The sequence below is a fragment of the Pseudomonas sp. R1-43-08 genome, from assembly GCF_003852255.1.
GTDB lineage: Bacteria > Pseudomonadota > Gammaproteobacteria > Pseudomonadales > Pseudomonadaceae > Aquipseudomonas.
Genome location: NZ_CP027734.1, coordinates 4,428,092 through 4,452,293, shown reverse-complemented (window position 1 = coordinate 4,452,293; position 24,202 = coordinate 4,428,092). Strand labels below are relative to the sequence as shown.

Genomic DNA, 24,202 nt, shown 5'->3' with positions numbered 1-24,202 from the left:
GAATAAGAGCAATTATCGTTTGGTGGCATCCCGTTTCATTCCGCTAGAATGAGCGCACATTTTTTCTGGAGGTGGCCAATGCAGGCTCTCGACGCTTTGCTCAACCGTGTTTCCGTGCCGCGTCTGCTGGAACCGGCACCGACCCAGGAGCAGCGCGACGTGCTGTTCGCCGCCGCCATGCGCGCGCCCGACCACGGCCAACTGCGCCCGTGGCGCTTTCTCACCGTGGAAGGCACGGCCCGCGAGCGGATGGGCACGCTGCTCGCCGAAGCTGCGCGCTTGCAGGATGCCGACGCCCCGCAAGCCGCCATCGACAAAGCCCAGAACGGCCCGTTGCGCGCGCCGCTGGTAGTGGTGGTGATTGCCCGTCTGCAGGAGCACTTCAAGGTGCCCAAATCCGAACAACTGCTGGCAGCCGCCTGCGCGGCCCACGGCATTCTGCTGGCGGCCTACGCCCAGGGGATTGGCGCGGTGTGGCGCACGGGTGAGTTGTCCTACTCGGCCCACGTCGCCAAAGGCCTGGGGCTGGTACCCGGCGAGGAAGTGATTGGCTTCCTCTACCTGGGCACCCCCCAGAACCCGCCGCGCACCGCGCCGAAGGAAGACCTGACCGCGTTCGTCCAAGCCTGGACCGGCCTGTAAGGAAAAAGGTGATACCAGTGTGGGAGGGGGCTTGCTCCCGATAGCAGAGTGTCAGCCGACTTATCTGTCACTGACACATCGCTATCGGGAGCAAGCCCCCTCCCACAGTGAGGTGTGGTGTTATTTAGACCTTGAACTGATCCATCAACTTCATTTGCTGGCTGGCCAGGGCATTGAGCTGGCTGCTGATGGCTGCCGATTCGGTGGCTTGGCCGGTGAGGGTTTCGGTGACGGTGCGGATCGCGGAGACGTTGCGATTGACCTCTTCTGCCACCGCGCTTTGCTGTTCGGCGGCGCTGGCGATTTGCAGGTTCATGTCGCTGATCACCGTCACCGCGTCGCTGATTTTGCCCAGGGCCTGCACGGCCTGGTGGATCTGCCCGGCATTGCTTTGGGCCTGGTGCTGGCTCGAATGCATGGTCGCCACCACGCCACGGGTGCCGCTCTGGATGCGTTCGATCACTAGGCGAATTTCCTCTACCGAATCCTGGGTGCGCTTGGCCAGGTTACGCACCTCATCGGCCACCACCGCAAAACCGCGTCCGCTTTCCCCGGCGCGCGCCGCTTCGATCGCCGCGTTCAACGCCAGCAGGTTGGTCTGTTCGGCGATGCTGCGGATCACCTCCAGGACTGAACCGATCTGTTCGCTGTTGACGGCCAACGCCTCGACTTCGCCGACGGCCTTGCTGACTTCTTCAGCAAGCGTGGTGATATCACGAGTACTTTGTTCGATGATCGACATGCCTTCGCGGGCCGACTGATCCGCACCGCGTGCCGCGCTGGCGGCGTTGGAGGCGCTGTTGGCGACGTCATGGGCGGTGGCGCTCATCTCATTGGACGCGGTGGCCACCTGGTCGATTTCGCGAAATTGCACTTGCATGCCTTCGCTGGTCTGGCGCGCAATGGCCGAGGACTGGTCGGCAGTGCCGCGCGCTTCGGTGATGCTTTGTTTGATCTGCGCGATGGTTGGTTGCAGCTTGTCGAGGAAGCGGTTGAACCAGTTCACCAGCTCGCCCAGTTCGTCTTTTTTGCTGTAGGCCAGGCGCTGGGTGAGGTCGCCGTCGCCGCTGGCGATGTCTTTGAGCATGGCCGCCACGCTGTTGATCGGGCGGGTCACGCCGGTGGCCGTCAGCCAGATCAGCAGCAGGCCCACCAGGGCGGCGGCAGCCGCTACCAGCAAGGCCTTGAGGGTGCCTGTGGCCTGTGCCTCATCAAGCACAGCTTGCAGCTTTACGTTATCGGCCAGCATCACCGCTTTGGGCAGTTTGATCACCACGCCCCAGGATTTGGCGTCGGGAATCGGCTTGACGGGGTACACGGCGCGAATAGTCTCGTCCTGTTCGCGGATCATGGGGCGGTCGTTGGCAAGCAGTTGCACGATCTCTTTGCCTTCGGCGCCAAGCGTGTCGATCAGGTTCTTGCCCACTCTGGCCGGTTCACCGCTGTAGGCCGCGATCAGGCCGGTGCTGGACAGCACCTCCAAGTGCGCCGCGCCGTTGAACAAGTCTTTCTGCGCCGCGTCGGTGACCGCTTGCAGGGCGTTGAGGGCGATATCGACACCGACGACGCCGATAACCTTGCCATCCACGATCAAGGGCAGGGAGATGGTGGTCATCAGCACGGGTTTGCCGGCCACCGTGTCTTCGTACGGGTCCAACAGGCACGTAGTCCGAGTGTCCCGTGGGCAGGTGTACCAAATGTTGTAGGGCGTGCCGCTGAGGTTGAGGCTGGTTTTCGTCAGGTCATCTTCAACCATGATCGTGTTCAGGCTGTCGCCGCCGGCCCGGCTCCAGTAGCTGGAGAAGCGGCCTTTTTCGTTGGAAACGCGCGCTTTGTCGTCGATGAACTCGCTGTCCTTGCCATCCAGTCCGTTGGGTTCGAACGACAGCCAGATGCCCAGCACCTTGGTGTTACGCTCAAAAGCGGTTTTTACGCTCTGGTTGATGTCTTCGCGCAGGGCACCCGCGTCCAGCGAACGCTTGGCCCCTAGGGTGCGCAGGTCTTTGACTTGATCGGCGAGGGCGGTGACCACCAGCAGGTTTTCGTTGAAGGTTTTCTGCAACTGCACGGCCTGTTCGGCCGCCTTGGCTTGCAGCAGTTGTTCTACGCTGGCAGTCAGCATTCGTGAGCTTGAGTCACTGACCAACTGATCGTTCTGGTTGGTGTTGTAGATATTGATGCCAACCACCAGTGCGATCACCCCTAACAGGCAGAGGCCGGACAGCAGCACGATTTTCAAGCGGATGGAGAGGGTGTCGAACATAGGTTCACTCACAAATGGACTTGTTGAGATGCGCAGAGCCAAGTCCATTCGGCGCCATGTCTGAAACATCGGCGTCACAAATCAATTCATGAATAACAGGCGATGAGCGGTAGGAAAACCCCTACACGCAGCGTTATACGGGCCGTGCAAGCTGCTCGGGGCGCGACCAGATCCACAGGTTGCCCAAGCTCATGCCGGCGATTGCCAGGTAGATCGGCCAGCCGTGATCGAGCATCACCAGCATCAGGGCGGCGCACAGAACCATGCTGACGGTGGCGCTGACTTTGGCCCGGCGCGCGATGATCTTGCCATTGCGCCAATTGAACAGGATCGGCCCGAACAGACGGTGGTTTTCCAGCCATGCGCTGAGGCGTGGCGAGCTTTTGGTCGCGGCCCAGGCGGCAAGCAGGATGAATTCGGTGGTGGGCAAACCCGGTATGACAATCGCCACCAAGCCGATCCCCAGGCTGACGTAGGCCAGCAGGCCGTAGAGGATCTGCGCGATTTTCGAGGTGGATTGGGTTTTGCCGGTCATGGTGTGTGCAATCAGGAGGTCACAAGAAATCAGCTTGAAATAGGGTCGAAGTGTGGGAGGGGGCTTGCTCCCGATGAGGGCGTGTCAGTCACTGAATGCGTCGACTGATACGCCGCCATCGGGAGCAAGCCCCCTCCCACAGTTGATTGCATTTCAATTCAGGATCACGCCAGTTCAGGGGCGCTAGCGTACGCCTGTTCCAGCAAGACGGTGAAGCGCACAAACGCATCGATGGCGCCTTTATCCATGGCGGCTTCTTCCTCGGCGCTCAATTGCATTGCATCGAGGGTGCGAGTGAAGCTTTTCCAGCCTTCGGCACGGCCGCCCGCCGGCTCGCCCAAGTGACGCGCGCCGAAGGTTTCGCTCAGGCCCAGGCCCACGGCACGTTTGATCAGGAAGGCAGCCCCCAGTTTGGAGCCTTCGGAGACGAACAGCCAGCCCAGGGCTTGGGCCACACTCGGATTGTTCACCGCCCCGGCAACCGGGGCCGGCACGTCGGTGTCGAGGTCGCCCAGGTCGAGTCTGGCGGCGTCTGCGCGGCAGCGTTCGGCCAGGTTCGGGATGATCCGGTTCAGTTCGGCATCGTTGTACAGCGCCACCAACTCCGATTGGAACAGGTATTGCGCCACCACGAAGCGGGCAAAGTTGGCCTGGGTTGCAAACGGGGCGTGGGCCTTCACCAACGCGTCGAGCCTGGTGTGTGGCGCGTGGGTGATCTGGTTCAGGCGCTGGGAGCGCAGGCTTGGACGTTCTGCGGTAGGAGAAGCGGTCATGAAAAAGTCCTTGAGAGGGGGAGCGCCTTTCTGGCTCTGAAGAGAGCGGTTATCAACTAGACGAACAGGAAGACGCGGCACAGTAAAAATTCCGCATCTCGCCGCTCGATCATTGCGGCGAGATGCAGCGGGTGGCGTCAGATGTCCCAGATCACATTGATCGCGAAGTTGCGACCCGGCTGGGTCAGGCGATCAAGGTTGGCCGGGCCGGTCACCGCGGCTTCGCCGACGCTGTCGTAGCTGCGCACGTCGTCCCAGTTCCAGTACTTCTTGTCGGTGAGGTTGTAGACGCCGCCGTTGATGGTCACGTCGTGGGAGACCTTGTAGTAAGCGCTCAGGTCGAGAATGCCGAACCCCGGCGTCTTGAACGGGCCGCTGGTGTCGCCGTCCGGGGCGTGGAAGGTGCTGCTGTCGACGCGATTCTGTTTCTTCACCAGGGTCCAGCTCAGCAGGCCGCCGTAGCTGTCCTGATCGTAGCCCAGGCCGAAGACGCCCTTGAGCGGGTTGACGCTGTTGAGCGGCTGGCCGTTGTCGTCGTTGCGGCCATGGGCGTAGGACACCGCTCCCTGGGTATACAGGCCTTGCGGTGCACCGAAGGCATCCAGGTTCAGGCGGCCCTTGGCTTCGGCGCCCTTGATGGTGGCGCGTTTGATATTCACCGCCTGGAACTGCTCGACGGTGCCGCCGACCACCGCGTTGTCTTCGTCGATGAAGTCGCGGTATTTGTTATAGAACACCGCGATTTCAAACGAGCCCTCGTCGAACTTGCCGCGAAGCCCGGTTTCGATGCCCTTGCTGGTTTCCGGCTTGAGGTCGGGGTTGGGCTCCACGGTGTAGCCCAGGTTGAGGTTTTCGAAGCGGCCGTACAGCGCTTTGGCGGACGGTGTGCGGAAACCTTCGGCGTATTGGCCGAACCAGGTGTATTGATCGGTCAGGGCATAGGTCAGGCCGAACTTGGGCGTGACGCGGTGCCAGGTTTTGTCCTTGCCGTCGACCGCATATTCACCGGTGGGGTTCACGGTGCTGAGGAATTCCTCGGTCAGCTTGGGCTTGAGCCGGGTGTAGTCGTAGCGTACTGCGGGCAGGAAGGTCCATTTATTCCAGCTGATCTGGTCCTGGGCGAACAGCGAATAGGTGTTGATGGTCGGGTCGGGGAAATCGCTGGATTTCTTCACGCTGTCGCCGGCCGACGGGCTGGGCGCGCCGATGGCGGTGCAGCCGCTGCCGACCGCCAGGCAAGTGGCGCTGCCTTCACGCGAACCGGTGACTTTCTGCTGCTTGAGGGTGGTGCCGTAGGTCACCTGGTGCTCGGTGTCGCCAAGGCTGAAGGCCTTGTCCAGCTGTGCATCGAAGACCCACTGCTTTTCTTCGTACAGGGTGTCGCGGGTGCGCAGTACGCGACGGCCCGACTGATAGATTTCAGCGGTGGTCTGGTCGGTCTTGGCGATCTGGTAATTGAGGCTGGTCTTGATGCGGTCGGCCATCGGCGAGTCGAGGGCGAAGCTGTTTTCCAGGCCGAAACGTTCACGGGTAATGGTGTCGTTGCCGCGACGGTCACGGTAAAGGTTGAAGCCGCGCCCACCAATGAACGGGCCGCCCACCGCATTCTTCAGGTTGATGTCGCGATCGTCCTTGTACTTCTCGTACGTCAGGCCCAGGCGGTTATCGTCGCCATAATTCCAACCCAGTTTGGCCAGCACGTTGGTGGTGCGTGCGTCCTCCGGGTTGGCGCCGGTGCGGGCCAGGCCGGTGGCGTTGTTGCCATCATAGGTCTCGGTTTCGTGGCCGTTGCGCTGGCTCAGGTGCAGCAAACCGTCGACGTCCTGCACACGGCCGGCTACGGTGGCGGACGTCAGCCAGCTTTCGTCGGCGGAGCTGTAGCCGGTCTTCAGGCGGGCGCCGACGTCCTGCCCGGGCTGGATGATGTCATCCGGGTCGAGGGTGAAATAGCTCACCGCGCCGCCAATGGCGCTGCTGCCGTACAGGGCCGAGGCAGGCCCGCGCAGGATCTCCACGCGCTTGACGATTTCCGGGTCGACGTAGTTGCGCCGGGTCTTGGCGTAAGGGCCATTGAAGAAGTTGTCCGGCACTTCCACGCCGTCGACCTGGGTCAGAATGCGGTCGCCGTCGATACCGCGAATGTTGTAGCCGGCATTGCCCGAGCGCGTGCCGGCGCCGCCCACCGACACGCCCGGTTCGTAGCGCACCAGCTCACGGGTAGTGTTGACGTTCTGGCGGTCCAGTTCCTGGCGGTCGTGCACGCTGACCATGCTCGGTACGCTGTCCACATCCTGCTCGGTACGGGTGGCGCTGATGGTCACCTGCTGCAGGTTGAGGGCGCCGCCGGCGGCACGTTTCTCCAGGACGATGTTGTTGTTGCCCAGCTTGCGATAGCTCAGGTTGGTCCCCACCAACAGCCGCTCCAGCGCTTTCTCCGGCGACAACGCACCGCGCACCCCAGGGGACGACACACCCTGGCCCAACTCAGCCGGCAGCCCGACTTGCCAGCCGGTCACGCCGGTGAAAGCGTTCAACGCCGACACCAGGGGCTGCTGTTCGATGCTGAAAGTGTAGGTGCCTTGGCTGCGCGGTGCGGGTTCGGCGGCAGTGGCGGCCATTGCCGGCACGCCGGCCATCAGTATGGCAGCGGTCAGCAGAGACAGGACGGGCGAACAAGACCGGCGGTTGAAACGAGAGGACATCGAGAGCGCTCCGGAGATACGAATCTTATAGTTGCGAACTGAACCAAATAGGAATCAGTTGCATTGGCTATAACGAGACGTATCGCCGGTCAGCATCGAGTAAAAATAATTCTCATTTAGTTCAAGATCACCAGCGCCGGGTATTCCGACAGCTTGGCCGAGGTGATGTGGGCCAGGGAACGCACCACGTCCAGCGGTTGGTCGAGGCGATAGTTACCGGTGACGGCGACACTGGCGAGCCTGTCGTTGTTGTTGACGATCCAGCCCGGGTAATAGCGACGCAGCTCTGCCAGCACTTCGCCCATCGGGCAGTTTTCGAATACCAGCCGGCCCTGGACCCAGGCCAGGTCCTTGCCGGCGTCCAGCTTGGCCGGCTGGCCGAAGCCCTTGGGGCCGATACGGATGCTTTCACCGGCACTCAGGCGCACCCGGGCGTCGTCGACGGTGTTGCTCAGGTCGACATCGCCGCGCTGCACTTGCACCTGGGCTTCGCCGTCGAGATAGCGCACGGCAAACGCGGTGTCACGCACGCTGGCGCGCACCGGGCCGGCGTCGATTTCCAGCGGCAGGCCACGGCTGGGGGCGATGTCGAAAAACGCTTCGCCCTGGTAGAGGCGGGCAATGCGCTGGTGGTCCTTGATGCGGCTGGAAAACGCCGAATTGGTGTTCAGCAATACGTTGGCGCCCTCGTCCAGTTGCAGGCGCTGGCGTTCACCGACCACGGTGAGGTGGTCGGCCTGCAGGCGTACCGGCAGGTTGCTGAAGCTGAACAGGCCGAGCAGCAGCACGGCGGCGGTGGCCAGGGGTTTCCAATGCGGTTTGATCCGGCGCCAGGCGCTCGGTTTGCGTGGTGCGGCCAGGGCCACGGCGGCGCTGTGTACGGGCGCGGCACCCCAGGCGGCCTGGGCTTTGCTGAAGGCGTGGGCGTGCGCGGGGTCCTCGGCCAGCCAGGCTTGGAACGCAGCTTGCTGGCCGGGTTGCGCGCACTGCAAGGCGATCAGCCAATCGAGGGCTTGGTCCATGGCCGTGTCTTGCAGCACCTCGTGAGCCAGCTCGTGGGGGCGCAGTTTATTCGGGTCCGTCACGGTGTTCCTCGGGTCTTCGCCACGTTCTATTCATTTTTCCTACAGCCTGGATCGACACCTCTGTCGGCGTGAAGCTTAAGGCTGATCCAGCCGTTCGGCCACACCTACACAGATGGCCATGATCAACTTCAGTTCCTTTTGTACGGTGCTCAAGGACACCTGCAACTGATCGGCGATTTCCTGGTAGCTGCAACCGTGCAGGCGGCTGAGGATGAAGATCCGCTGCTGGCGAGCACTCAACTGGCCCAGGCTGACGCTCAGGTGCTCGAGCAATTGCTCGGCCTGGGTCGCGTCTTCGGGTGTGCTGATCGGGGCGGCAACGCTTTGCAGGATATCCAGCGGTACATCTTCCTGCAGGGTGCGGGCCTGGATCCTGCGCGAACGCAAATGATCCAGCGCCAGGTTGCGCGCGGTCTGGTAGACGAAGGGTTCAAGGTGGTCGATCGGCCGCTCACTCAGGGCCCGGGTCACGCGCAGGTAGGTTTCCTGCAACAGGTCCTCGGCGGTGCTGTGGTTATTCACCATGCGTTGCAGCGTGCGCAGCAGAATCACCCGTTGGGTGAGAAAGACGTGGTTGAAGCGAGATTGGCTCACAGTGATACCAGACCGATTTGCAGTTAATGATAATGCTTATCATCAACTCAAATGGCAAGTGGCTTGATCGTTCCCACGCTTTGCGTGGGAATTCATCCTGTGACGCTCCGCGTCACGACCTCCGGAGCGGGACGCAGAGCGTCCGGCGTTGCATTCCCACGCAGAGCGTGGGAACGAGCAGGTCGTGTTATTCAGCGTTACACAGCGCCAGGCAGTTATCCAGCATCCGGTTCGAGAAGCCCCACTCGTTGTCATACCAGGCCAGCACTTTAAGCAACTTGCCGCTCACCTTGGTGTGATTGGCATCGAAGATCGAAGACAGCGGGTTATGGTTGAAGTCGCTGGAAACCAGCGGCAGGGTGTTGTAGCCGAGGATTTTCGAGTGCTGGCTGGCGTGCTTCAACAGCGCGTTGACTTCATCGGCCGTGGCTTCTTTTTTCAGCTGCACGGTGAGGTCCACCAGCGACACGTTGATCACCGGCACGCGCACGGCCATGCCGGTCAGCTTGCCCGCCAGTTCCGGCAAGACCAGGCCGACGGCTTCAGCGGCGCCGGTCTTGCTCGGGATCATGTTCTGGGTGGCCGAACGCGCGCGGTACGGGTCGGTGTGGTAGACGTCGGTGAGGTTCTGGTCGTTGGTGTAGGCGTGAATCGTGGTCATCAGGCCGCTTTCGATGCCCAATTCGCGGTGCAGCACTTGGGCCACCGGCGCCAGGCAGTTGGTGGTGCACGACGCGTTGGAGATGATCTGGTGCGATTGACGCAAAATGTCATGGTTTACGCCGTAGACCACGGTCGCATCCGCGCCCTTGGCCGGGGCAGAGATGATCACCTTGCGCGCACCGGCGCTAATATGGGCGGCGGCCTTGTCACGATCGGTGAACAGGCCGGTGCATTCGAACACCACGTCAATCTTGTGCGCGGCCCACGGCAGGTCGGCCGGGTTGCGAATGGCACTCACGGCGATCCGGTCGCCATTGACGGTCAGGCTTTCCTGATCGTGGGCGACCTCTGCTTCGAATGTGCCATGCACGGTGTCATATTTGAGCAGGTGGGCATTGATCGAGCTGTCGCCCAGATCATTGATGGCGACGATCTGCAAATCCTGGCGGTAGCCTTGGGTATACAGTGCGCGCAGAACATTACGGCCGATACGGCCAAAACCGTTGATTGCGATACGTAGAGTCATTGGAAAGTGCCTATCGTCGATTTGTTGTAAGAATTACAAGATTATTCGCATAAAAATAGAAAACAAGCCTTTTTAGTGGCAATATTTTGTTCAATCTACAACGAGTGACCTGAATCAACTGGTCCGATGATCCAAACGACTGCCTGCCATCCATGCGCTGCGGGCGTTTGATCAGCATAGACACTCAGGTCGCCACATCCGTTAGCCTGGAGTTCTATACATGCATCCCCGCGTCCTTGAGGTCACCGAACGGCTTATCGCCCGCAGCCGCGCCACCCGCGAGGCTTACCTTGCGCTCATTCGCGGCGCAGCCAGCGACGGTCCGATGCGCGGCAAGCTGCAGTGCGCCAACTTCGCCCATGGCGTGGCCGGTTGCGGCACCGAAGACAAAAACAGCCTGCGCATGATGAATGCCGCCAATGTGGCAATTGTTTCTTCGTATAACGACATGCTCTCGGCGCATCAGCCGTACGAACATTTCCCTGAACAAATCAAGAAAGCCCTGCGCGAAGTCGGCTCGGTCGGCCAGTTCGCCGGCGGCACGCCCGCCATGTGCGATGGCGTGACCCAAGGCGAGCCGGGCATGGAGCTGAGCCTGCTCAGCCGTGAAGTGATCGCCATGTCCACGGCGGTAGCGCTGTCCCATAACATGTTCGACGCCGCGCTGATGCTGGGCATCTGCGACAAGATCGTCCCCGGCCTGATGATGGGCGCGCTGCGCTACGGCCACCTGCCGATGATCTTCGTGCCCGGCGGGCCGATGCCGTCGGGCATCTCCAACAAGCAGAAAGCCGATGTGCGCCAGCGCTACGCCGAAGGCAAGGCCACCCGCGAAGAGCTGCTGGAATCGGAAATGAAGTCCTACCACAGCCCCGGCACCTGCACCTTTTATGGCACCGCCAACACCAACCAACTGTTGATGGAAGTGATGGGCTTGCACCTGCCGGGCGCCTCGTTCGTCAACCCGTATACGCCGCTGCGCGATGCACTCACCCGCGAGGCCGCGCACCAGGTCACACGCCTGACCAAGGCCAACGGTAATTTCACGCCGATCGGCGAGATCGTCGACGAGAAGTCACTCGTCAACTCCATCGTCGCCCTCAACGCCACGGGCGGGTCCACCAACCACACCCTGCACATGCCGGCCATCGCCATGTCGGCGGGCATCATCCTGACCTGGCAGGACATGGCCGACCTCTCCGAAGTGGTGCCGACCCTGTCGCACGTGTACCCGAACGGCAAGGCTGACATCAACCACTTCCAGGCGGCGGGCGGCATGTCGTTCCTGATCCGCGAACTGCTCGAAGCCGGCCTGCTGCACGAAGACGTCAACACCGTGGCGGGCAGGGGCTTGAGCCGTTACACCCAGGAACCGTTCCTGGTCGACGGCGAACTGATCTGGCGCGACGGCCCCATCGAAAGCCTCGATGAAACCATCCTGCGCCCCGTGGCCCGTGCGTTTTCGCCCGAAGGCGGCCTGCGGGTGATGGAAGGCAACCTCGGCCGTGGCGTGATGAAAGTCTCGGCAGTAGCGCCGGAGCACCAAGTGGTCGAAGCGCCGGCGGTGGTGTTCCAGGATCAACAGGACCTGGCCGACGCCTTCAAGGCGGGCCAGCTGGAAAAAGACTTTGTCGCGGTGATGCGCTTCCAGGGCCCGCGCTCCAACGGCATGCCCGAATTGCACAAAATGACGCCGTTCCTTGGCGTGTTGCAGGACCGTGGGTTCAAAGTCGCCCTGGTGACAGACGGGCGTATGTCCGGCGCCTCGGGTAAGATTCCCGCCGCGATCCACGTCAACCCCGAAGCCCAGAGCGGCGGGCCGCTGGCGCGGGTCCAGGATGGCGATATCATTCGCGTCGATGGCGTTACCGGCACCCTGGAGCTTAAGGTGGACGCCGAAGAATTTGCCGCGCGCACGCCGGCCACGGGCCTGTTGGGCAATAACGTGGGCGCCGGTCGCGAGTTGTTTGCATTCATGCGCTTGGCCGCAAGCTCCGCAGAGCAAGGCGCCAGCGCCTTTACCTGTGCCTTGGAGACGCTTAAGTGAAGTTAGCGCTGGTCGGTGACATCGGGGGTACCAACGCCCGTTTTGCGTTGTGGCGGGATCAGGCACTGCATTCGATCCGCGTGCAGGCCACGGTGGATCACGCCAGCCCTGAGGAGGCCATCAAGGTCTATCTCAGGGAGGTAGGCCTGGCGCTGGGTGACATTGGCGCGGTGTGCCTGTCGGTGGCCGGCCCGGTGAGCGGCGATGAATTCAAGTTCACCAACAATCACTGGCGCTTGAGCAAGACGGCTTTCTGCCAGGCGTTGCAGGTAGACGAATTGCTGCTGGTCAACGATTTCTCGGCCATGGCCCTGGGCATGACCCGCTTGCAGCCCGATGAATTTCGCGTGGTGTGCGAAGGTACCCCGGAGCCGTTGCGCCCGGCCGTGGTGATCGGCCCGGGCACCGGCCTGGGCGTCGGTACCTTGCTGGACCTCGGCGCAGGCCGTTGGGCGGCGTTGCCGGGGGAGGGTGGCCATGTCGACCTGCCCCTGAGCAGCCCGCGTGAAACCCAGTTGTGGCAACACATCTACAGCGAGATCGGCCACGTCAGCGCTGAAACCGCGTTGAGCGGTGGCGGTTTGCCGCGCCTGTACCGGGCGATTTGTGCGGTGGACGGGCACACCCCGGTGCTGCACACGCCCGAGGCCATCACGGCGGCGGGCCTGGCGGGCGATCCGGTGGCGCTGGAAGTGCTCGACCAGTTCTGCATCTGGCTGGGCCGAGTGGCCGGCAACAATGTGCTGACCACGGGCGGGCGTGGCGGTGTGTATATCGTGGGCGGGGTGATACCGAGGTTTGCCGACTTCTTTATCCGCAGCGGTTTCGCCAGGAGCTTTGCCGACAAAGGCTGCATGAGTGACTACTTCAAGGGCATCCCGGTGTGGCTGGTGACCGCGCCGTATTCCGGCTTGACCGGTGCGGGTGTGGCGCTTGAGCAGGCATTTGCTTAGGCTGTGACGGCTTCATAACAACAAGGAGGACCCCGTGAGCGTAATCAGTAAATCGATTCTCCTCGTCGACGACGACCAGGAAATCCGCGAATTGCTGCAAACCTACCTCAGTCGCGCCGGCTTCCAGGTCCGTGGCGTGGCCGATGGCGCGGGGTTCCGCCAGGCGATGAACGAGGCGCCGTGCGACCTGGTCATCCTGGACGTGATGTTGCCCGATGAAGACGGTTTCAGTCTTTGCCGCTGGATCCGCCAGCACCCGCGCCAGGCGCAGGTGCCGATCATCATGCTCACCGCCAGTTCCGACGAAGCCGACCGCGTGATCGGCCTGGAACTGGGCGCCGATGACTATATCGGCAAGCCGTTCAGCCCCCGCGAGCTGCAGGCGCGGATCAAGGCGCTGCTGCGGCGCTGCCAGTTCGGCCAGGAGCGCAGCAGTGGCGGCGAGGTGTTGGCGTTCGATGAATGGCGCCTGGATATGATCAGCCATCGCCTGTTTCACGTGGACGGCGAAGAGGTGATCCTCTCCGGCGCCGACTTTGCCTTGCTCAAGTTGTTTCTCGACCATCCGCAACAGATCCTCGACCGCGACACCATCGGCAACGCTACCCGGGGCCGCGACCTGATGCCGCTGGACCGCATTGTCGACATGGCCGTCAGCCGCCTGCGCCAACGTCTGCGCGATACCGAAAAACCACCCCGGCTGATCCGCACCGTGCGCGGCAGCGGCTATCAACTGGCAGCCAGCGTGGTTGCCGGCAATGCCCACTGAACGCCTGCGTGAACTACGCCGGCGGATCCCGGTACCGCGTTCGCTGCTGGGGCGGATGTTACTGCTGACCCTGTTGGCGGTGCTGTTTGCCCAGGCGTTATCCAGCGTGATCTGGGTGTCGCAACTGCGCGCTACCCAGCTCGAAGGCCTGGTGACGGCTGCCCGTAGCCTGGCGCATTCGATGACCGCCAGCGTGAGTTACTTCCGTTCATTACCAGTGGCCTATCGCCCGCTGGTGCTCGACCAGTTGCGCAGCATGGGCGGCACGCGTTTTGTGGTGACCCTCAACGATCGCCCGCTGGATATGCAGGTATTACCCGAAACCCCGCGCAAGCAGGCGGTGCTGGTGGCCGTAGACGACGTGCTGCGCCAGACCCTCGGCGCCGATGTGCATATCTCGGTGGAATTCGTCAGCGCCGAAGACCTGCGCATCTTCAATGCCGGGCTTAAGCTCGACGAACTGCCGCGCTCCTGGGCTCACTACGCGTTGACCCTGGAGCCGGTCAACCCGCCGGTGCTGGTCACCCAGATCCAGCTCGCTCCCGGTGAATGGTTGTACATCGCCTCGCTGCTGCCAGAACCCTACACCAGCCTTGAAGAACAAGGCCTGCCGGCCCAGCAAGTGTGGTTTATCGTATTGACCAGCGGTTTCCTGCTGCTGTTCATCGGCCTGCTGGTGCATTGGCAGAGCCGCCCGCTCAAGCGCCTGGCGCGGGCGGCGCGGGACATGTCCCTGGGGGCGGATGTTGAGCCGGTGGCCGAAGGCGGCGGCAGTGAAGTGGTGGAAGTCGGCCGTGCGTTCAACGCCATGCGTGAGCGCATCAGCCGTTACCTGACTGAGCGCAGCCAGTTGTTCAGCGCGATTTCCCATGACTTGCGCACACCCATCACACGCCTGCGCCTGCGCGTGGAATTGCTCGAAGACGAAAACCTGCAAGCCAAATTCGGCCGCGACCTGGATGAGCTGGAATTGCTGGTCAAAGGCGCGTTGCAATGTGTGAAAGACACCGATATTCACGAGAACATCCAGCCGGTGGACCTCAACCACGTGCTCGAATGCCTGGTGGAACCCTACCTTGCGCCCAACGGCAATGGGCGAGTGACCCAGCATGGGCAGGCCCTGACCACCTATCCGGGCAAGCCGCTGGCGCTCAAGCGCTGCATCGGCAACCTGATCGACAATGCGCTGAAATACGGGCAGAACGCGCATTTGCACATCGAGGACGATGGCGCCGAGTTCGTCCTGCATGTGGACGACGAAGGCCCCGGCGTGCCGGAGCAGCGGTTGGAGCAGGTGTTCGAACCGCACTTTCGCCTGGCCGGGCAGCAGCAGGGCTATGGGCTGGGGTTGGGGATTGCACGCAATATCGCCCATAGCCATGGCGGTGAGGTGAGTTTGCAGAATTTGCGCGAGGGTGGATTGCGGGTGACCCTCCAGCTGCCCCGCGGCCTCGACTGAACATACGCAGGACCCAATGTGGGAGGGGGCTTGCTCCCGATAGCAGTGTGTCAGTCAGCTGATGTGTAGCTGATACACCGCCATCGGGAGCAAGCCCCCTCCCACATTTTGATCTTCATTGCATCAGATGCTTTGGCGTAACCGGGCCAGGTCCCGCAAAGGCGGCGCGCCAAACAACCGGCTGTACTCCCGGCTGAACTGCGACGGGCTTTCATATCCCACCCGATACCCCGCCGCCGAGGCCTCCAGCCCTTCGGCAATCATCAGCCGCCGAGCTTCCTGCAAGCGCAGTTGTTTCTGGTATTGCAACGGGCTCATGGCGGTGATCGCCTTGAAACGGTGGTGCAGGGTCGAGACGCTCAGGTTCACTTCCCGCGCCAGGTCATCGATTCGCAGCGGCTGTTCGTAGTTGCCGTTCAACCACTTGATCGCCTGGCTCACCCGGTGGCTCTGGCTGTTGGCCACGGCAATTTCATACAGGCGATAGCCTTGGGGCCCGCGCAACAAACGGTAGAGAATTTCGCGGTTGATCAGCGGGGCGAGCATCGCGATATCTTTGGGCGTATCCAGCAGGCGGGTCAGGCGTAGCACGGCATCAAGCAACTGATGGTCGATGCGGTCGACGTACATGCCTCGGGAAGTCGGACGCGACGGCACGCCCATCGGGCCGGCCTCGGCGATCAGTGCGGTGAGCTGGGCCGGGTCGATATTGATGCGCACCGACAGGTTGGGGTCTTCGGGGGTGGCGTCGATTATCCGCCCGGACACCGGCATGGCCACCGAGAACACCAAATAATTGAGCGGGTCGTAGGCGAAGATTTCGTCGGCCAGGCGTACTTCCTTGCTGCCACTGGCGAGGATGCACAGTGCCGGCTCCACCAGCACCGGCATGAAGTCACGCGGCGTGTTGTGGCGGTTCAGGTACAGCGAAGTGATCGCCGTGCCGTAGGAGCCATCTTCCCAGGTATGGCGGTGCACGATGCTGGCCAGTTCGGCACGCTGCTTTTCCATCTCGGCATCGAGGGGCATGGACTTGAGGTCGGGCGACGACATGGGGCGTCCTCTACACACTGGTTGAATGGTGCTCAGCTTAGTGGTGGGTATTCAAAAAGTGTTACGTCGATTCTGCACAATCCTTGCCTGATCCTGCGGCTTAGCGTGAATCAGGCAAGCAAGGCGGCTGTCATCTCCCTGAAATATGCCGTTCGGGGCTGGAATAAATCCAGCGCTGGAACGTCCTGCCTACGCTTCTCGCAGGATTGTGCAATAAGCCTGCAGGAATTGACTAACCGTGCCCACACCGGCGCCGCTATCTTTGATCCTGTGGCAACACGCCCTCACAGTGCTTGCCGAGCATCACTTCTCAACGGGAGAGTCGAACATGTCCACCCCCATTCCCGCGAGCCATATGGCCTTTGTCCGTGCCCGTACCGGGTACAGCACCGAACTCGGTGCACGCTTGAGCAGTTTGATCGAACCGGGCCGACAGGCCCAGGGTTGCCTGCAATTTACCGTGCAGCATTCCCAGACCGACCCCGATGTATGGCTGATCTCGGGCTTCTGGAGCAGCGAGCAGGCGATGAGCGCCTACTTCAATTCCCCGGCCCTGATGATCTTCACCGAGTTGCTGAACGACATGGTCGTGCGCAGCATGGACTTCCAGACCTTCACCGATGCATCCGCCGTCAAAGCCTACGGCGAGTACCTGCAACTGGCCGGCTAGAACGTTAGAATGGCCGACTTTTCATTGGCCAGGACGTTCAAACATGGCACGTAAACAATTTGCCCGCCACGAAGCCGTTTCCGCCGTAGTACCGGAAGAGGGCGGCTACAGCGCCGCCGTCGCCGTCAAGGCACTGGACGGCATGGGCGCACCGCGTTTTCACAAGATTCTCGATGGGCAGACGTTCAAGACGGCTTCCGACGCCGATGATGCGGCGGCGGTGCAGCTTGAACACTTGGTCGACGTGGACGCAGACGGTCAACTCGCCTGGGCAACTGCCTCCAACTAAAGACCACCGACGATCCAAATGTGGGATGGGGCTTGCTCCCGATAGCGGTGTATCAGCTACACATTAGTTGACCGACACACCGCAATCGGGAGCAAGTCGAATCGTCGCACCGCCCCTCCCACAGTTTGACTGTATGTTAGTCAGGCTTTGGTGGCGCCTGGGCGGTACAACTTGAACAGCGCCTCCGGCCCCAGCTGGAAATAATCCGCCGGGCCGCCACCGCGCAAAATCGGCTCGGCGGCGGCGGTGTCGTAGATCCCGTCCTTGAGCAGCCATTTGGCGATGTGCACCGCAACCACTTCGCCCAGCACCAGCCAGCTGGGTACCAACTGCTGGTCGGCGCGTTGCAGCTGGATAATCTGCGTCACCTTGCATTCGAACGACACCGGGCTCTCGCCCACTCGCGGTACGCCGACGACTTTCGACGACACCGGCGTCAGGCCAGACAACTCGAATTCATTCACCTCTGGCGAAACGGCCGCGCAACTCTGGTTCATCTGCTCGGCCAGTGGGCGGGTCGCCAGGTTCCACACAAACTCGCCGGTCTGCTCGATATTGTTCAGGCTGTCTTTGCGCCCCACGCTGGAAAATCCAATGATCGGCGGAATGTAGTTGAACGCATTGAAGAAGCTGTAGGGCGCCAGGTTCAGGCGGCCCTCGCGGTCGTGGGATGAGATCCAGCCGATCGGGCGTGGGCCGACGATGGCATTGAACGGGTCATGGGGCAGGCCGTGGCCGTTGGCGGGTTCGTAGAAGTGGATATCGTCGGACATGGGCCAGTTCTGCTCTCGGTTTCGGGGCAAACATCATACCCAATGTGGGAGGGGGCTTGCTCCCGATAGCAGGGTGTCAGTCAGTAATATATTGATTGACCCACCGCCATCGGGAGCAAGCCCCCTCCCACAGGTTTTATCTCATCATCCAGTTAGTCGGTGGTGATGCGCGAGTGTTTGCGTGTGTCCTTCATGGTCACATAGACCACCAACGACACCGCGATACACGCAGTCACATACCAGTAATAGCCGGTTTCCATGCCGATGCTCTTGAACCACAGCGCGATGTATTCAGCGGTGCCGCCGAAGATCGACACGGTGAGGGCATACGGCAGGCCTACGCCCAGGGCGCGGATTTCAGTCGGGAACAGCTCGGCTTTTACCACTGCGTTGATCGAGGTATAGCCGCTGACGATGATCAGCGCCGCCATGATCAGGAAGAACGCGCCCCACCAGCTCTGGATGGTGTGCAGGGTGGTGAGGATCGGCACCGTGAACAGAGTACCAAGGATGCCGAAGGCGATCAGGATCGGCCGACGGCCAATCTTGTCCGACAGGCCGCCCACCAGGGGTTGCAGGCACATGAACAGAAACAGCGTCGCCGCCGAGATGGTGGTGGAGTCGGAGATGCTCATGCCGACGGTGTTCACCAGGTATTTCTGCATGTAGGTGGTGTAGGTGTAGAACGCCAGGGTGCCGCCCATAGTCAGGCCGACCACGGTGAGCAGTTCCTTGGGGTGGCGCATCAAGGTGCGCATCGCGCTTTCCTTGGCTTTTTCCTTCTTGGTGAACGACTCGGTTTCTTCCATGCCGCGCCGCAGGTACAGCGCAACCACTGCGCAAAGCGCGCCGATGGCGAACGGGATGCGCCAGCCCCAGGCATACAGTTGCTCGGTGGTCAGCACTTGCTGCAGCACGATCAGCACCGCCAGGGCGATGAGCTGGCCCGAGATCAGGGTGACGTACTGGAAGCTGGAATAGAAACCACGGCGCTCCTTGGTCGCCATCTCGCTGAGGTAAGTGGCGGAGGTGCCGTATTCGCCACCGACCGACAGCCCCTGCAGCAGGCGGGCAAACACCAGCAGGATGGGCGCACCGATACCGATAATTTCATAGCCTGGGCTCAGGGCAATCAACAGTGAGCCGAAGCACATCAGGTAGACCGAGGCCATCAGGGCTTTCTTGCGCCCGACCTTGTCGGCGTACAGGCCCATCAGCCAGCCGCCGATCGGGCGCATCAAAAAGCCCACGGCGAAGATCGCGGCGGTATTGAGCAATTGGGCGGTGGTGTCGCCTTTGGGAAAGAAGGCTTTGGCGAAGTACAACGAGAAAGCGGCGTAGACGTACCAGTCGTACCACTCGACCATGTTGCCGACGGAGCCGCTGAAGATCGATCTGATCCGGCTGGAGGTTGTGCGTTCTTTTGCCGGCGCAGCCGCCGACCCCAGAGGCAAGGTGTTGGAGTTATCCATTGAAGGATCCTTCATCTAGTTGTTTTTATGGAGCGTGCCTGAGCACTGCCTGGCTTGGGCTGTAGCAGAAGCTGTGCCAGGTAGAGGAAGGCCCGGAATAGAAGGGTTTCAAGGTTTTTTTGAGCGGAAAGTTGCTGATGGTTTTGGAGTGATGAGCGGAAATCCGCTTATGGCAGCTTGCCCCCGATGGCGATCGGAAGGCCGCTAGAGAAACATCTCCCTTGCCAACCCATGCCGCTGCATCTTTTCATTGAGAGTCCGGCGCGGCAGTTGCAGTTCGGCCAGCACCGCCTTGATATCGCCTTTATGCCGGGTCAGGGCAGCTTTCAGGCAATGCGCCTCGAAGGCTTCCTGCTGCGCCGCCAAGGATTGCCCGGCCTCGATGCCCTCCGGTTCCGGCTCGCCAAGCCCCAGCACCTGGCGTTCGGCCGCGTTGGCCAGTTCGCGTACGTTGCCTGGCCAGTCATGACTGAGCAGGCGTCCCAGCGCGGGGCCGCTCAGCGGCTCGGCGCTGCGGCCCAGGCGCTGGGCGGCGTCCTGGGCAAAATGCTCATACAGCAGCGGAATGTCTTCGCGGCGCTCGCGCAGCGGCGGCAGGCGCAGTTGCGCGACGTTGAGACGATACGCCAGGTCTTCGCGAAAGCGCCCGGCGCGGGCCTCTTCCAACAGGTCCGGCTTGGTGGCCGCGATGATGCGCAAATCCACATGAATGCTCTGATTGGAACCCAGGCGCTCCAGCTTCTGTTCTTGCAGCACGCGCAGCAGTTTTACCTGCTGGGCCAAGGGCATGCTTTCGATTTCATCGAGGAACAGCGTGCCGCCGTGGGCGTATTCCAACTTGCCGATCCGCTTGCCCTGGGCGCCGGTGAATGCGCCGCTTTCATGGCCGAACAGCTCGGCTTCGAACAGCTGCTCGGGGATCGCTGCGCAGTTGAGCGCGACAAACGGCTTTTTCGCTCGCGGGCCGAAATCATGCAGGCAGCGCGCAACCAGCTCTTTGCCGCTGCCGGTCTCGCCGCGGATCAACACATTGACCGGCAGCGTCGCCAGGTCCAGCACTTGGCGTCGCAGGGTTTGCAGGCTCTTGGATACGCCGAGCAGACTGGACTCCAGCTGGGCGCGATGATCGGCTTGGCGATGCAGGCGGCGGTTTTCCAGGATCAGCCCGCGTTTATCCAATGCACGGCGCAGGCTATTGAGCAGCGCATCCGGGCTGAAGGGTTTTTCCAGGAAGTCGTAGGCGCCGTCGCGCATGGCTTCGACGGCCATCGGCACGTCGCCATGGCCAGTGAGCAGGATGACCGGCAAGTCGACATCGCGCCGCTGCACTTCGGCCAGCAGCTCCAGGCCGCTGAGGCCGGGCATGCGCACGTCGCTCAGGATCACGCCGGGGAAGTCCCTGGGCAACTGCGCCAGGCATTCCTCGGCACGGCTGAACAACTGCACCGCAAACCCGGACAGGCTCAACCATTGTTCGACGGCCGTACGAATGCTGGCTTCGTCATCCACCACAATCACCGCGTTCAACATAGGTCGGGCGTCTCCAGCGCGACAGGCAAGGTCAGGGTAAATATCGCGCCGTCGCCCCGGTTGCCGGCGATCAGGCGTCCGCCCAGTTCATGCACGATAGCGTAGGACACCGCCAGCCCCAAGCCGAGCCCGTCACCCACCGGCTTGGTGGTGAAGAAGGGGTCGAATACGTTATTCAAGTGTTCTTCGGCAATCCCGCCGCCGCTGTCGCTGACGCTCAACTGCCAGAGCTGCTGGTCGGCGTGCAGGCGGATTTCCAGGCGTTTGCGCGGCTTGTCGGCCATGGCATCCAGGGCGTTGCGCAGCAGGTTGATCAGCACCTGCTCCAGGCGGATCGCGTCGCCGCGTACCCAGGCCGGGCGGGTCAGGTCCAGCACCACGCCGATGGCTTCATCGCGCAAGCGTGCGTCGAGCAGGTGCAGGGATTGATCGACCACGGTGGCCAGGTCCAGGCGTTCGCGCAGGCCGCTGGGGCTTTTACGCGCGAAGGTCTTGAGATGGCCCGTCAGCGCGGCCATGCGGGTGAGCATGTCATCCAGCGGTGTGAGTGCCTTGTAGGCATCGTCCACGCGGCCGTGGTCGAGCAACAGCCGCAGGGTCGCCAATTGCATGCGCTGGGCGGTCAGCGGTTGGTTGATTTCATGGGCGAGGGCAGCGGACATCTGCCCCAGTGCCGCCAGCTTGGCCGACTGCACCAGGCCATCCTGGGCGGTGCGCAGGGCCTGGGTGCGTTCCTCGACCAATTGCTCAAGCTCTTCACGGCTGCGTTGACGCAGGCGCGCCAGGCGCCAGCGTTGGCTCAAGAACAGCACGAGGAACACCAATGCCAGCCAGGAGCCGGCGGCGGCCAGGCCGGCGTTGCGTTGGTCTTCAAACGGGAACTGAGGTTTGCGCAGCAGGTGCAGGGTCCAGCCTTCGGCTTTGAGCGGCAGCGATTCCCAGATGTAGTTGGCGTTGCCGTCGGGGCCGTTGACGCGCATCAGGTGGCTGTTGTCGCCGAAGCGCTGCAAGGTGCTGGTCTCCAGCGGCTGCAGGTGTTTCTTGTCGTATTGGCGGGTGGCCTTGAGTTCGGCCAGGTCGCTGGCCGACAGCGCACGCAGGTTGCGGTAGCGCCAGCCCGGCTGGTTGGCGATGAACACGATCCCGCGCGCGTCGCTGACCAGCAACAGGTCGTTACCCTGGGCCCATTCACGCTCAAGCTCAGGGAATTCGAGCTTGACCACCATGGCGCCGAGAAACTGCTCGTGTTCGTCGACCACGGCGCTGGAAAGAAAGTAACCCGGTATGCCGGTGGTCACCCCCACCGCGTAAAAGCGCCCGGTGCCCTGGCTCAGGGTCTGGCTGAAATACGGCCGAAACGCGTAGTTGTGCCCCACATAGCTGCTGGGCAGGTTCCAGTTGCTGGCGGCCACGGCCAGGCCGGTGCGGTCCATCAATTCGAGGGTGGAAGACTGGGCGGCGCCATTGATGCGTTCCAGCTTGCGGTTGAGCAGGTCCTGGGTGGTGGCGTCCAGCGGGCCTTTCAAGGCGTTGATCATCTCCGAGTCCAGCGCCAGCACGGCGGGCAGGGCACGGTAGCGTTCGATCAGGGTGTGCAGCGAGTTGGCATACAGCGCCAGCTGTTGATTGGCACGGGCGGCGTCGTCCACCAAGGCCTGGCGCTCGGCATGGCGCGTGGCCAGCGCCGCAGCCAGCAGCGCACCGGCGACGATCAGCAGGGAATAGAAGGTCAGGCGCAGGGGGCGAGGGATTGCGATCATACGAGGATGAACAGGCGCAGTGGGGGCGAGCACCATAGCATGAGCTGCCCGGATCTTGTGTGGGAGGGAGCAAGGCCCCCTCCCACCTTTACTTATTGGACTTCCACCGCCAGGCTTTCACTGATCTTCTTCTGCCAGATCGCAGGACCGGTGATGTGTACGGATTCGCCCTTGCTGTCCACCGCAACGGTGACCGGCATGTCCTTCACGTCGAACTCGTAGATCGCTTCCATGCCCAGTTCGGCGAAAGCGACGACGCGCGATTTCTTGATGGCCTGCGCCACCAGGTAAGCGGCGCCGCCCACGGCCATCAGGTACACGGCCTTGTGGTCCTTGATCGCTTCGATAGCGGTCGGGCCGCGCTCGGATTTGCCGATCATGCCCAGCAGGCCGGTTTGCTCGAGGATCTGACGGGTGAACTTGTCCATCCGCGTCGCAGTGGTCGGGCCCGCCGGGCCAACCACTTCTTCGCGCACCGGATCAACCGGGCCGACGTAGTAGATGAAACGGCCCTTGAGGTCCACCGGCAGAGTTTCGCCCTTGTTCAGCATCTCGACCATGCGCTTGTGCGCCGCGTCGCGACCCGTGAGCATCTTGCCGTTGAGCAACACCGTTTCGCCCGGTTTCCAGCTCTGCACTTCTTCGGGTGTCAGCGTATCGAGGTTGACGCGACGGGCCGATGGGCCGGCTTCCCAGACGATTTCCGGGTAGGCGTCCAGCGGTGGCGCTTCCAGCGACGCCGGGCCCGAACCGTCAAGCACGAAGTGCGCGTGGCGGGTGGCGGCGCAGTTGGGGATCATGCACACCGGCAAGGACGCGGCGTGGGTCGGGTAGTCCATGATCTTTACGTCGAGCACGGTGGTCAGGCCACCCAGGCCCTGGGCGCCGATGCCCAGTTGGTTGACCTTTTCGAACAGCTCCAGGCGCATCTCTTCGATGCGGTTCTGCGGGCCGCGCTTTTTCAGCTCGTGGATGTCGATGGATTCCATCAACACTTCCTTGGCCATCACCGCAGCTTTCTCGGCGGTGCCGCCGATGCCGATGCCGAGCATGCCCGGTGGGCACCAGCCGGCGCCCATGGTCGGAACGGTCTTGAGCACCCAGTCGACGATTGAGTCGGACGGGTTGAGCATGGCCATTTTCGACTTGTTCTCGGAACCACCGCCCTTGGCGGCCACGTCCACTTCCACGGTGTTACCCGGGACGATGGAGTAGTGGATCACCGCCGGGGTGTTGTCCTTGGTGTTCTTGCGCGCGCCCGCCGGGTCGGCAAGGATGGAAGCGCGCAGGACGTTTTCCGGCAGGTTGTAGGCGCGACGCACGCCTTCGTTGATCATGTCGTCCAGGCCCATGGTGGCGCCATCCCAATGTACATCCATGCCCACGCGCACGAACACGGTCACGATACCGGTATCCTGGCAGATTGGCCGATGGCCGGTGGCGCACATGCGCGAGTTGATCAGGATCTGGGCGATGGAGTCACGGGCGGCCGGCGATTCTTCGCGCAGATAGGCCTCGTGCATCGCCTGGATGAAATCAACGGGGTGGTAGTAGGAAATGAATTGCAGGGCGTCGGCAACGCTCTGAATCAGGTCGTCTTGCTTGATCACGGTCATGAGTCGCGCTCCTCTATAAGGGAACATT

The 24,202-nt window shown here is 62.2% G+C and carries 20 protein-coding genes and 1 pseudogene; 7 read left to right on the top strand and 14 right to left on the bottom strand.

What is annotated here, in order from left to right:
* The first annotated feature begins 78 nt into the window (after positions 1-78).
* On the top strand, positions 79-642 hold the full coding sequence (locus C4J87_RS20425; RefSeq protein WP_124368210.1) for an NAD(P)H nitroreductase: 564 nt from the start codon (positions 79-81) through the stop codon (positions 640-642).
* A 124-nt stretch (positions 643-766) separates the two neighbouring features.
* Here C4J87_RS20425 and C4J87_RS26750 read toward each other — a convergent pair whose 3' ends face one another.
* The 8 genes and pseudogenes from C4J87_RS26750 to gap form a co-directional block, all read right to left on the bottom strand.
* On the bottom strand, positions 767-1,522 hold the full coding sequence (locus tag C4J87_RS26750) for a methyl-accepting chemotaxis protein (protein WP_372238023.1): 756 nt from the start codon (positions 1,520-1,522) through the stop codon (positions 767-769).
* Positions 1,523-1,624: 102 nt separating this feature from the next.
* Positions 1,625-2,764, bottom strand: a pseudogene (locus C4J87_RS26745) (HAMP domain-containing protein); the annotation flags it as partial.
* Between the two features lie 274 nt (positions 2,765-3,038).
* The gene (locus tag C4J87_RS20415) at positions 3,039-3,440 is read right to left on the bottom strand and encodes a YbaN family protein (RefSeq protein ID WP_124368208.1); all 402 of its coding nucleotides are present in this window, start codon (positions 3,438-3,440) and stop codon (positions 3,039-3,041) included.
* Between the two features lie 164 nt (positions 3,441-3,604).
* Positions 3,605-4,213, bottom strand: coding sequence for a biliverdin-producing heme oxygenase (locus C4J87_RS20410; RefSeq protein WP_124368207.1), 609 nt, complete (start codon positions 4,211-4,213; stop codon positions 3,605-3,607).
* Between the two features lie 137 nt (positions 4,214-4,350).
* Complete coding sequence (locus C4J87_RS20405; protein ID WP_124368206.1) at positions 4,351-6,915, bottom strand: TonB-dependent receptor; 2,565 nt, start codon at positions 6,913-6,915, stop codon at positions 4,351-4,353.
* 116 nt (positions 6,916-7,031) lie between these two features.
* On the bottom strand, positions 7,032-8,000 hold the full coding sequence (locus tag C4J87_RS20400; protein WP_124368205.1) for a FecR domain-containing protein: 969 nt from the start codon (positions 7,998-8,000) through the stop codon (positions 7,032-7,034).
* Between the two features lie 75 nt (positions 8,001-8,075).
* The gene (locus C4J87_RS20395; RefSeq protein ID WP_124368204.1) at positions 8,076-8,594 is read right to left on the bottom strand and encodes an RNA polymerase sigma factor; all 519 of its coding nucleotides are present in this window, start codon (positions 8,592-8,594) and stop codon (positions 8,076-8,078) included.
* A gap of 187 nt (positions 8,595-8,781) precedes the next feature.
* Positions 8,782-9,783 carry a type I glyceraldehyde-3-phosphate dehydrogenase gene (gap, locus tag C4J87_RS20390; RefSeq protein WP_124364224.1) on the bottom strand — a complete coding sequence of 334 codons (1,002 nt, stop codon included), beginning with the start codon at positions 9,781-9,783 and terminating at the stop codon, positions 8,782-8,784.
* A 220-nt stretch (positions 9,784-10,003) separates the two neighbouring features.
* Between gap and edd the strand changes: the two genes are divergently transcribed.
* Genes edd through C4J87_RS20370 form a run of 4 tightly spaced genes read left to right on the top strand, consistent with a single transcriptional unit; the run spans position 10,004 to position 15,011 of the window.
* The gene (gene edd / locus C4J87_RS20385) at positions 10,004-11,830 is read left to right on the top strand and encodes a phosphogluconate dehydratase (RefSeq protein ID WP_124368203.1); all 1,827 of its coding nucleotides are present in this window, start codon (positions 10,004-10,006) and stop codon (positions 11,828-11,830) included.
* Complete coding sequence (locus tag C4J87_RS20380) at positions 11,827-12,783, top strand: glucokinase (protein WP_124368202.1); 957 nt, start codon at positions 11,827-11,829, stop codon at positions 12,781-12,783. Before edd ends, C4J87_RS20380 begins: the two co-directional genes overlap by 4 nt.
* A gap of 34 nt (positions 12,784-12,817) precedes the next feature.
* Entirely contained in the window at positions 12,818-13,552 is a 735-nt protein-coding gene (locus tag C4J87_RS20375; protein ID WP_124368201.1) for a response regulator, read from the top strand.
* Positions 13,542-15,011, top strand: coding sequence for an ATP-binding protein (locus tag C4J87_RS20370; protein ID WP_124368200.1), 1,470 nt, complete (start codon positions 13,542-13,544; stop codon positions 15,009-15,011). The genes C4J87_RS20375 and C4J87_RS20370 overlap by 11 nt, the downstream gene beginning before the upstream one ends.
* 123 nt (positions 15,012-15,134) lie before the next feature.
* Here C4J87_RS20370 and C4J87_RS20365 read toward each other — a convergent pair whose 3' ends face one another.
* Entirely contained in the window at positions 15,135-16,064 is a 930-nt protein-coding gene (locus C4J87_RS20365; RefSeq protein ID WP_124368199.1) for an AraC family transcriptional regulator, read from the bottom strand.
* A gap of 328 nt (positions 16,065-16,392) precedes the next feature.
* Here C4J87_RS20365 and C4J87_RS20360 point away from each other — a divergent pair, with 328 nt between their 5' ends.
* Both C4J87_RS20360 and C4J87_RS20355 read left to right on the top strand, forming a co-directional pair.
* On the top strand, positions 16,393-16,734 hold the full coding sequence (locus C4J87_RS20360) for an antibiotic biosynthesis monooxygenase family protein (RefSeq protein ID WP_124368198.1): 342 nt from the start codon (positions 16,393-16,395) through the stop codon (positions 16,732-16,734).
* A gap of 43 nt (positions 16,735-16,777) precedes the next feature.
* Positions 16,778-17,023, top strand: coding sequence for a hypothetical protein (locus C4J87_RS20355; protein WP_124368197.1), 246 nt, complete (start codon positions 16,778-16,780; stop codon positions 17,021-17,023).
* A 140-nt stretch (positions 17,024-17,163) separates the two neighbouring features.
* On the opposite strand, the gene C4J87_RS20350 is transcribed toward C4J87_RS20355, so the two are convergent.
* The 5 genes from C4J87_RS20350 to C4J87_RS20330 all read right to left on the bottom strand — a co-directional run bounded on the left by C4J87_RS20350 (position 17,164) and on the right by C4J87_RS20330 (position 24,174).
* Complete coding sequence (locus tag C4J87_RS20350) at positions 17,164-17,796, bottom strand: flavin reductase family protein (protein ID WP_124368196.1); 633 nt, start codon at positions 17,794-17,796, stop codon at positions 17,164-17,166.
* Positions 17,797-17,948: 152 nt separating this feature from the next.
* Positions 17,949-19,268: an MFS transporter gene (locus C4J87_RS20345; RefSeq protein WP_124368195.1), complete on the bottom strand. Its 1,320-nt coding sequence runs from the start codon at positions 19,266-19,268 to the stop codon at positions 17,949-17,951.
* A gap of 204 nt (positions 19,269-19,472) precedes the next feature.
* Complete coding sequence (locus C4J87_RS20340; RefSeq protein ID WP_124368194.1) at positions 19,473-20,798, bottom strand: sigma-54 dependent transcriptional regulator; 1,326 nt, start codon at positions 20,796-20,798, stop codon at positions 19,473-19,475.
* Positions 20,792-22,558 carry an ATP-binding protein gene (locus C4J87_RS20335; RefSeq protein ID WP_124368193.1) on the bottom strand — a complete coding sequence of 589 codons (1,767 nt, stop codon included), beginning with the start codon at positions 22,556-22,558 and terminating at the stop codon, positions 20,792-20,794. Before C4J87_RS20335 ends, C4J87_RS20340 begins: the two co-directional genes overlap by 7 nt.
* 92 nt (positions 22,559-22,650) lie before the next feature.
* Positions 22,651-24,174 (bottom strand): fumarate hydratase, encoded by a 1,524-nt coding sequence (locus tag C4J87_RS20330; protein WP_124368192.1) that lies wholly within the window; start codon positions 24,172-24,174, stop codon positions 22,651-22,653.
* Positions 24,175-24,202: the final 28 nt, after the last annotated feature.

Bases quoted from the DNA above. Each gene is read 5' to 3' on its own strand.
- C4J87_RS20355 (WP_124368197.1), top strand. From the start codon at position 16,778: ATGGCACGTAAACAATTTGCCCGCCACGAAGCCGTTTCCGCCGTAGTA.
- C4J87_RS20345 (WP_124368195.1), bottom strand. From the start codon at position 19,268: ATGGATAACTCCAACACCTTGCCTCTGGGGTCGGCGGCTGCGCCGGCA.
- C4J87_RS20360 (WP_124368198.1), top strand. From the start codon at position 16,393: ATGTCCACCCCCATTCCCGCGAGCCATATGGCCTTTGTCCGTGCCCGT.
- gap (WP_124364224.1), bottom strand. From the start codon at position 9,783: ATGACTCTACGTATCGCAATCAACGGTTTTGGCCGTATCGGCCGTAAT.
- C4J87_RS20350 (WP_124368196.1), bottom strand. From the start codon at position 17,796: ATGTCCGACGATATCCACTTCTACGAACCCGCCAACGGCCACGGCCTG.
- C4J87_RS20425 (WP_124368210.1), top strand. From the start codon at position 79: ATGCAGGCTCTCGACGCTTTGCTCAACCGTGTTTCCGTGCCGCGTCTG.
- C4J87_RS20410 (WP_124368207.1), bottom strand. From the start codon at position 4,213: ATGACCGCTTCTCCTACCGCAGAACGTCCAAGCCTGCGCTCCCAGCGC.
- C4J87_RS20335 (WP_124368193.1), bottom strand. From the start codon at position 22,558: ATGATCGCAATCCCTCGCCCCCTGCGCCTGACCTTCTATTCCCTGCTG.
- C4J87_RS20405 (WP_124368206.1), bottom strand. From the start codon at position 6,915: ATGTCCTCTCGTTTCAACCGCCGGTCTTGTTCGCCCGTCCTGTCTCTG.
- C4J87_RS26750 (WP_372238023.1), bottom strand. From the start codon at position 1,522: ATGCAAGTGCAATTTCGCGAAATCGACCAGGTGGCCACCGCGTCCAAT.
- C4J87_RS20330 (WP_124368192.1), bottom strand. From the start codon at position 24,174: ATGACCGTGATCAAGCAAGACGACCTGATTCAGAGCGTTGCCGACGCC.
- C4J87_RS20365 (WP_124368199.1), bottom strand. From the start codon at position 16,064: ATGTCGTCGCCCGACCTCAAGTCCATGCCCCTCGATGCCGAGATGGAA.
- C4J87_RS20370 (WP_124368200.1), top strand. From the start codon at position 13,542: ATGCCCACTGAACGCCTGCGTGAACTACGCCGGCGGATCCCGGTACCG.
- edd (WP_124368203.1), top strand. From the start codon at position 10,004: ATGCATCCCCGCGTCCTTGAGGTCACCGAACGGCTTATCGCCCGCAGC.
- C4J87_RS20415 (WP_124368208.1), bottom strand. From the start codon at position 3,440: ATGACCGGCAAAACCCAATCCACCTCGAAAATCGCGCAGATCCTCTAC.
- C4J87_RS20340 (WP_124368194.1), bottom strand. From the start codon at position 20,798: ATGTTGAACGCGGTGATTGTGGTGGATGACGAAGCCAGCATTCGTACG.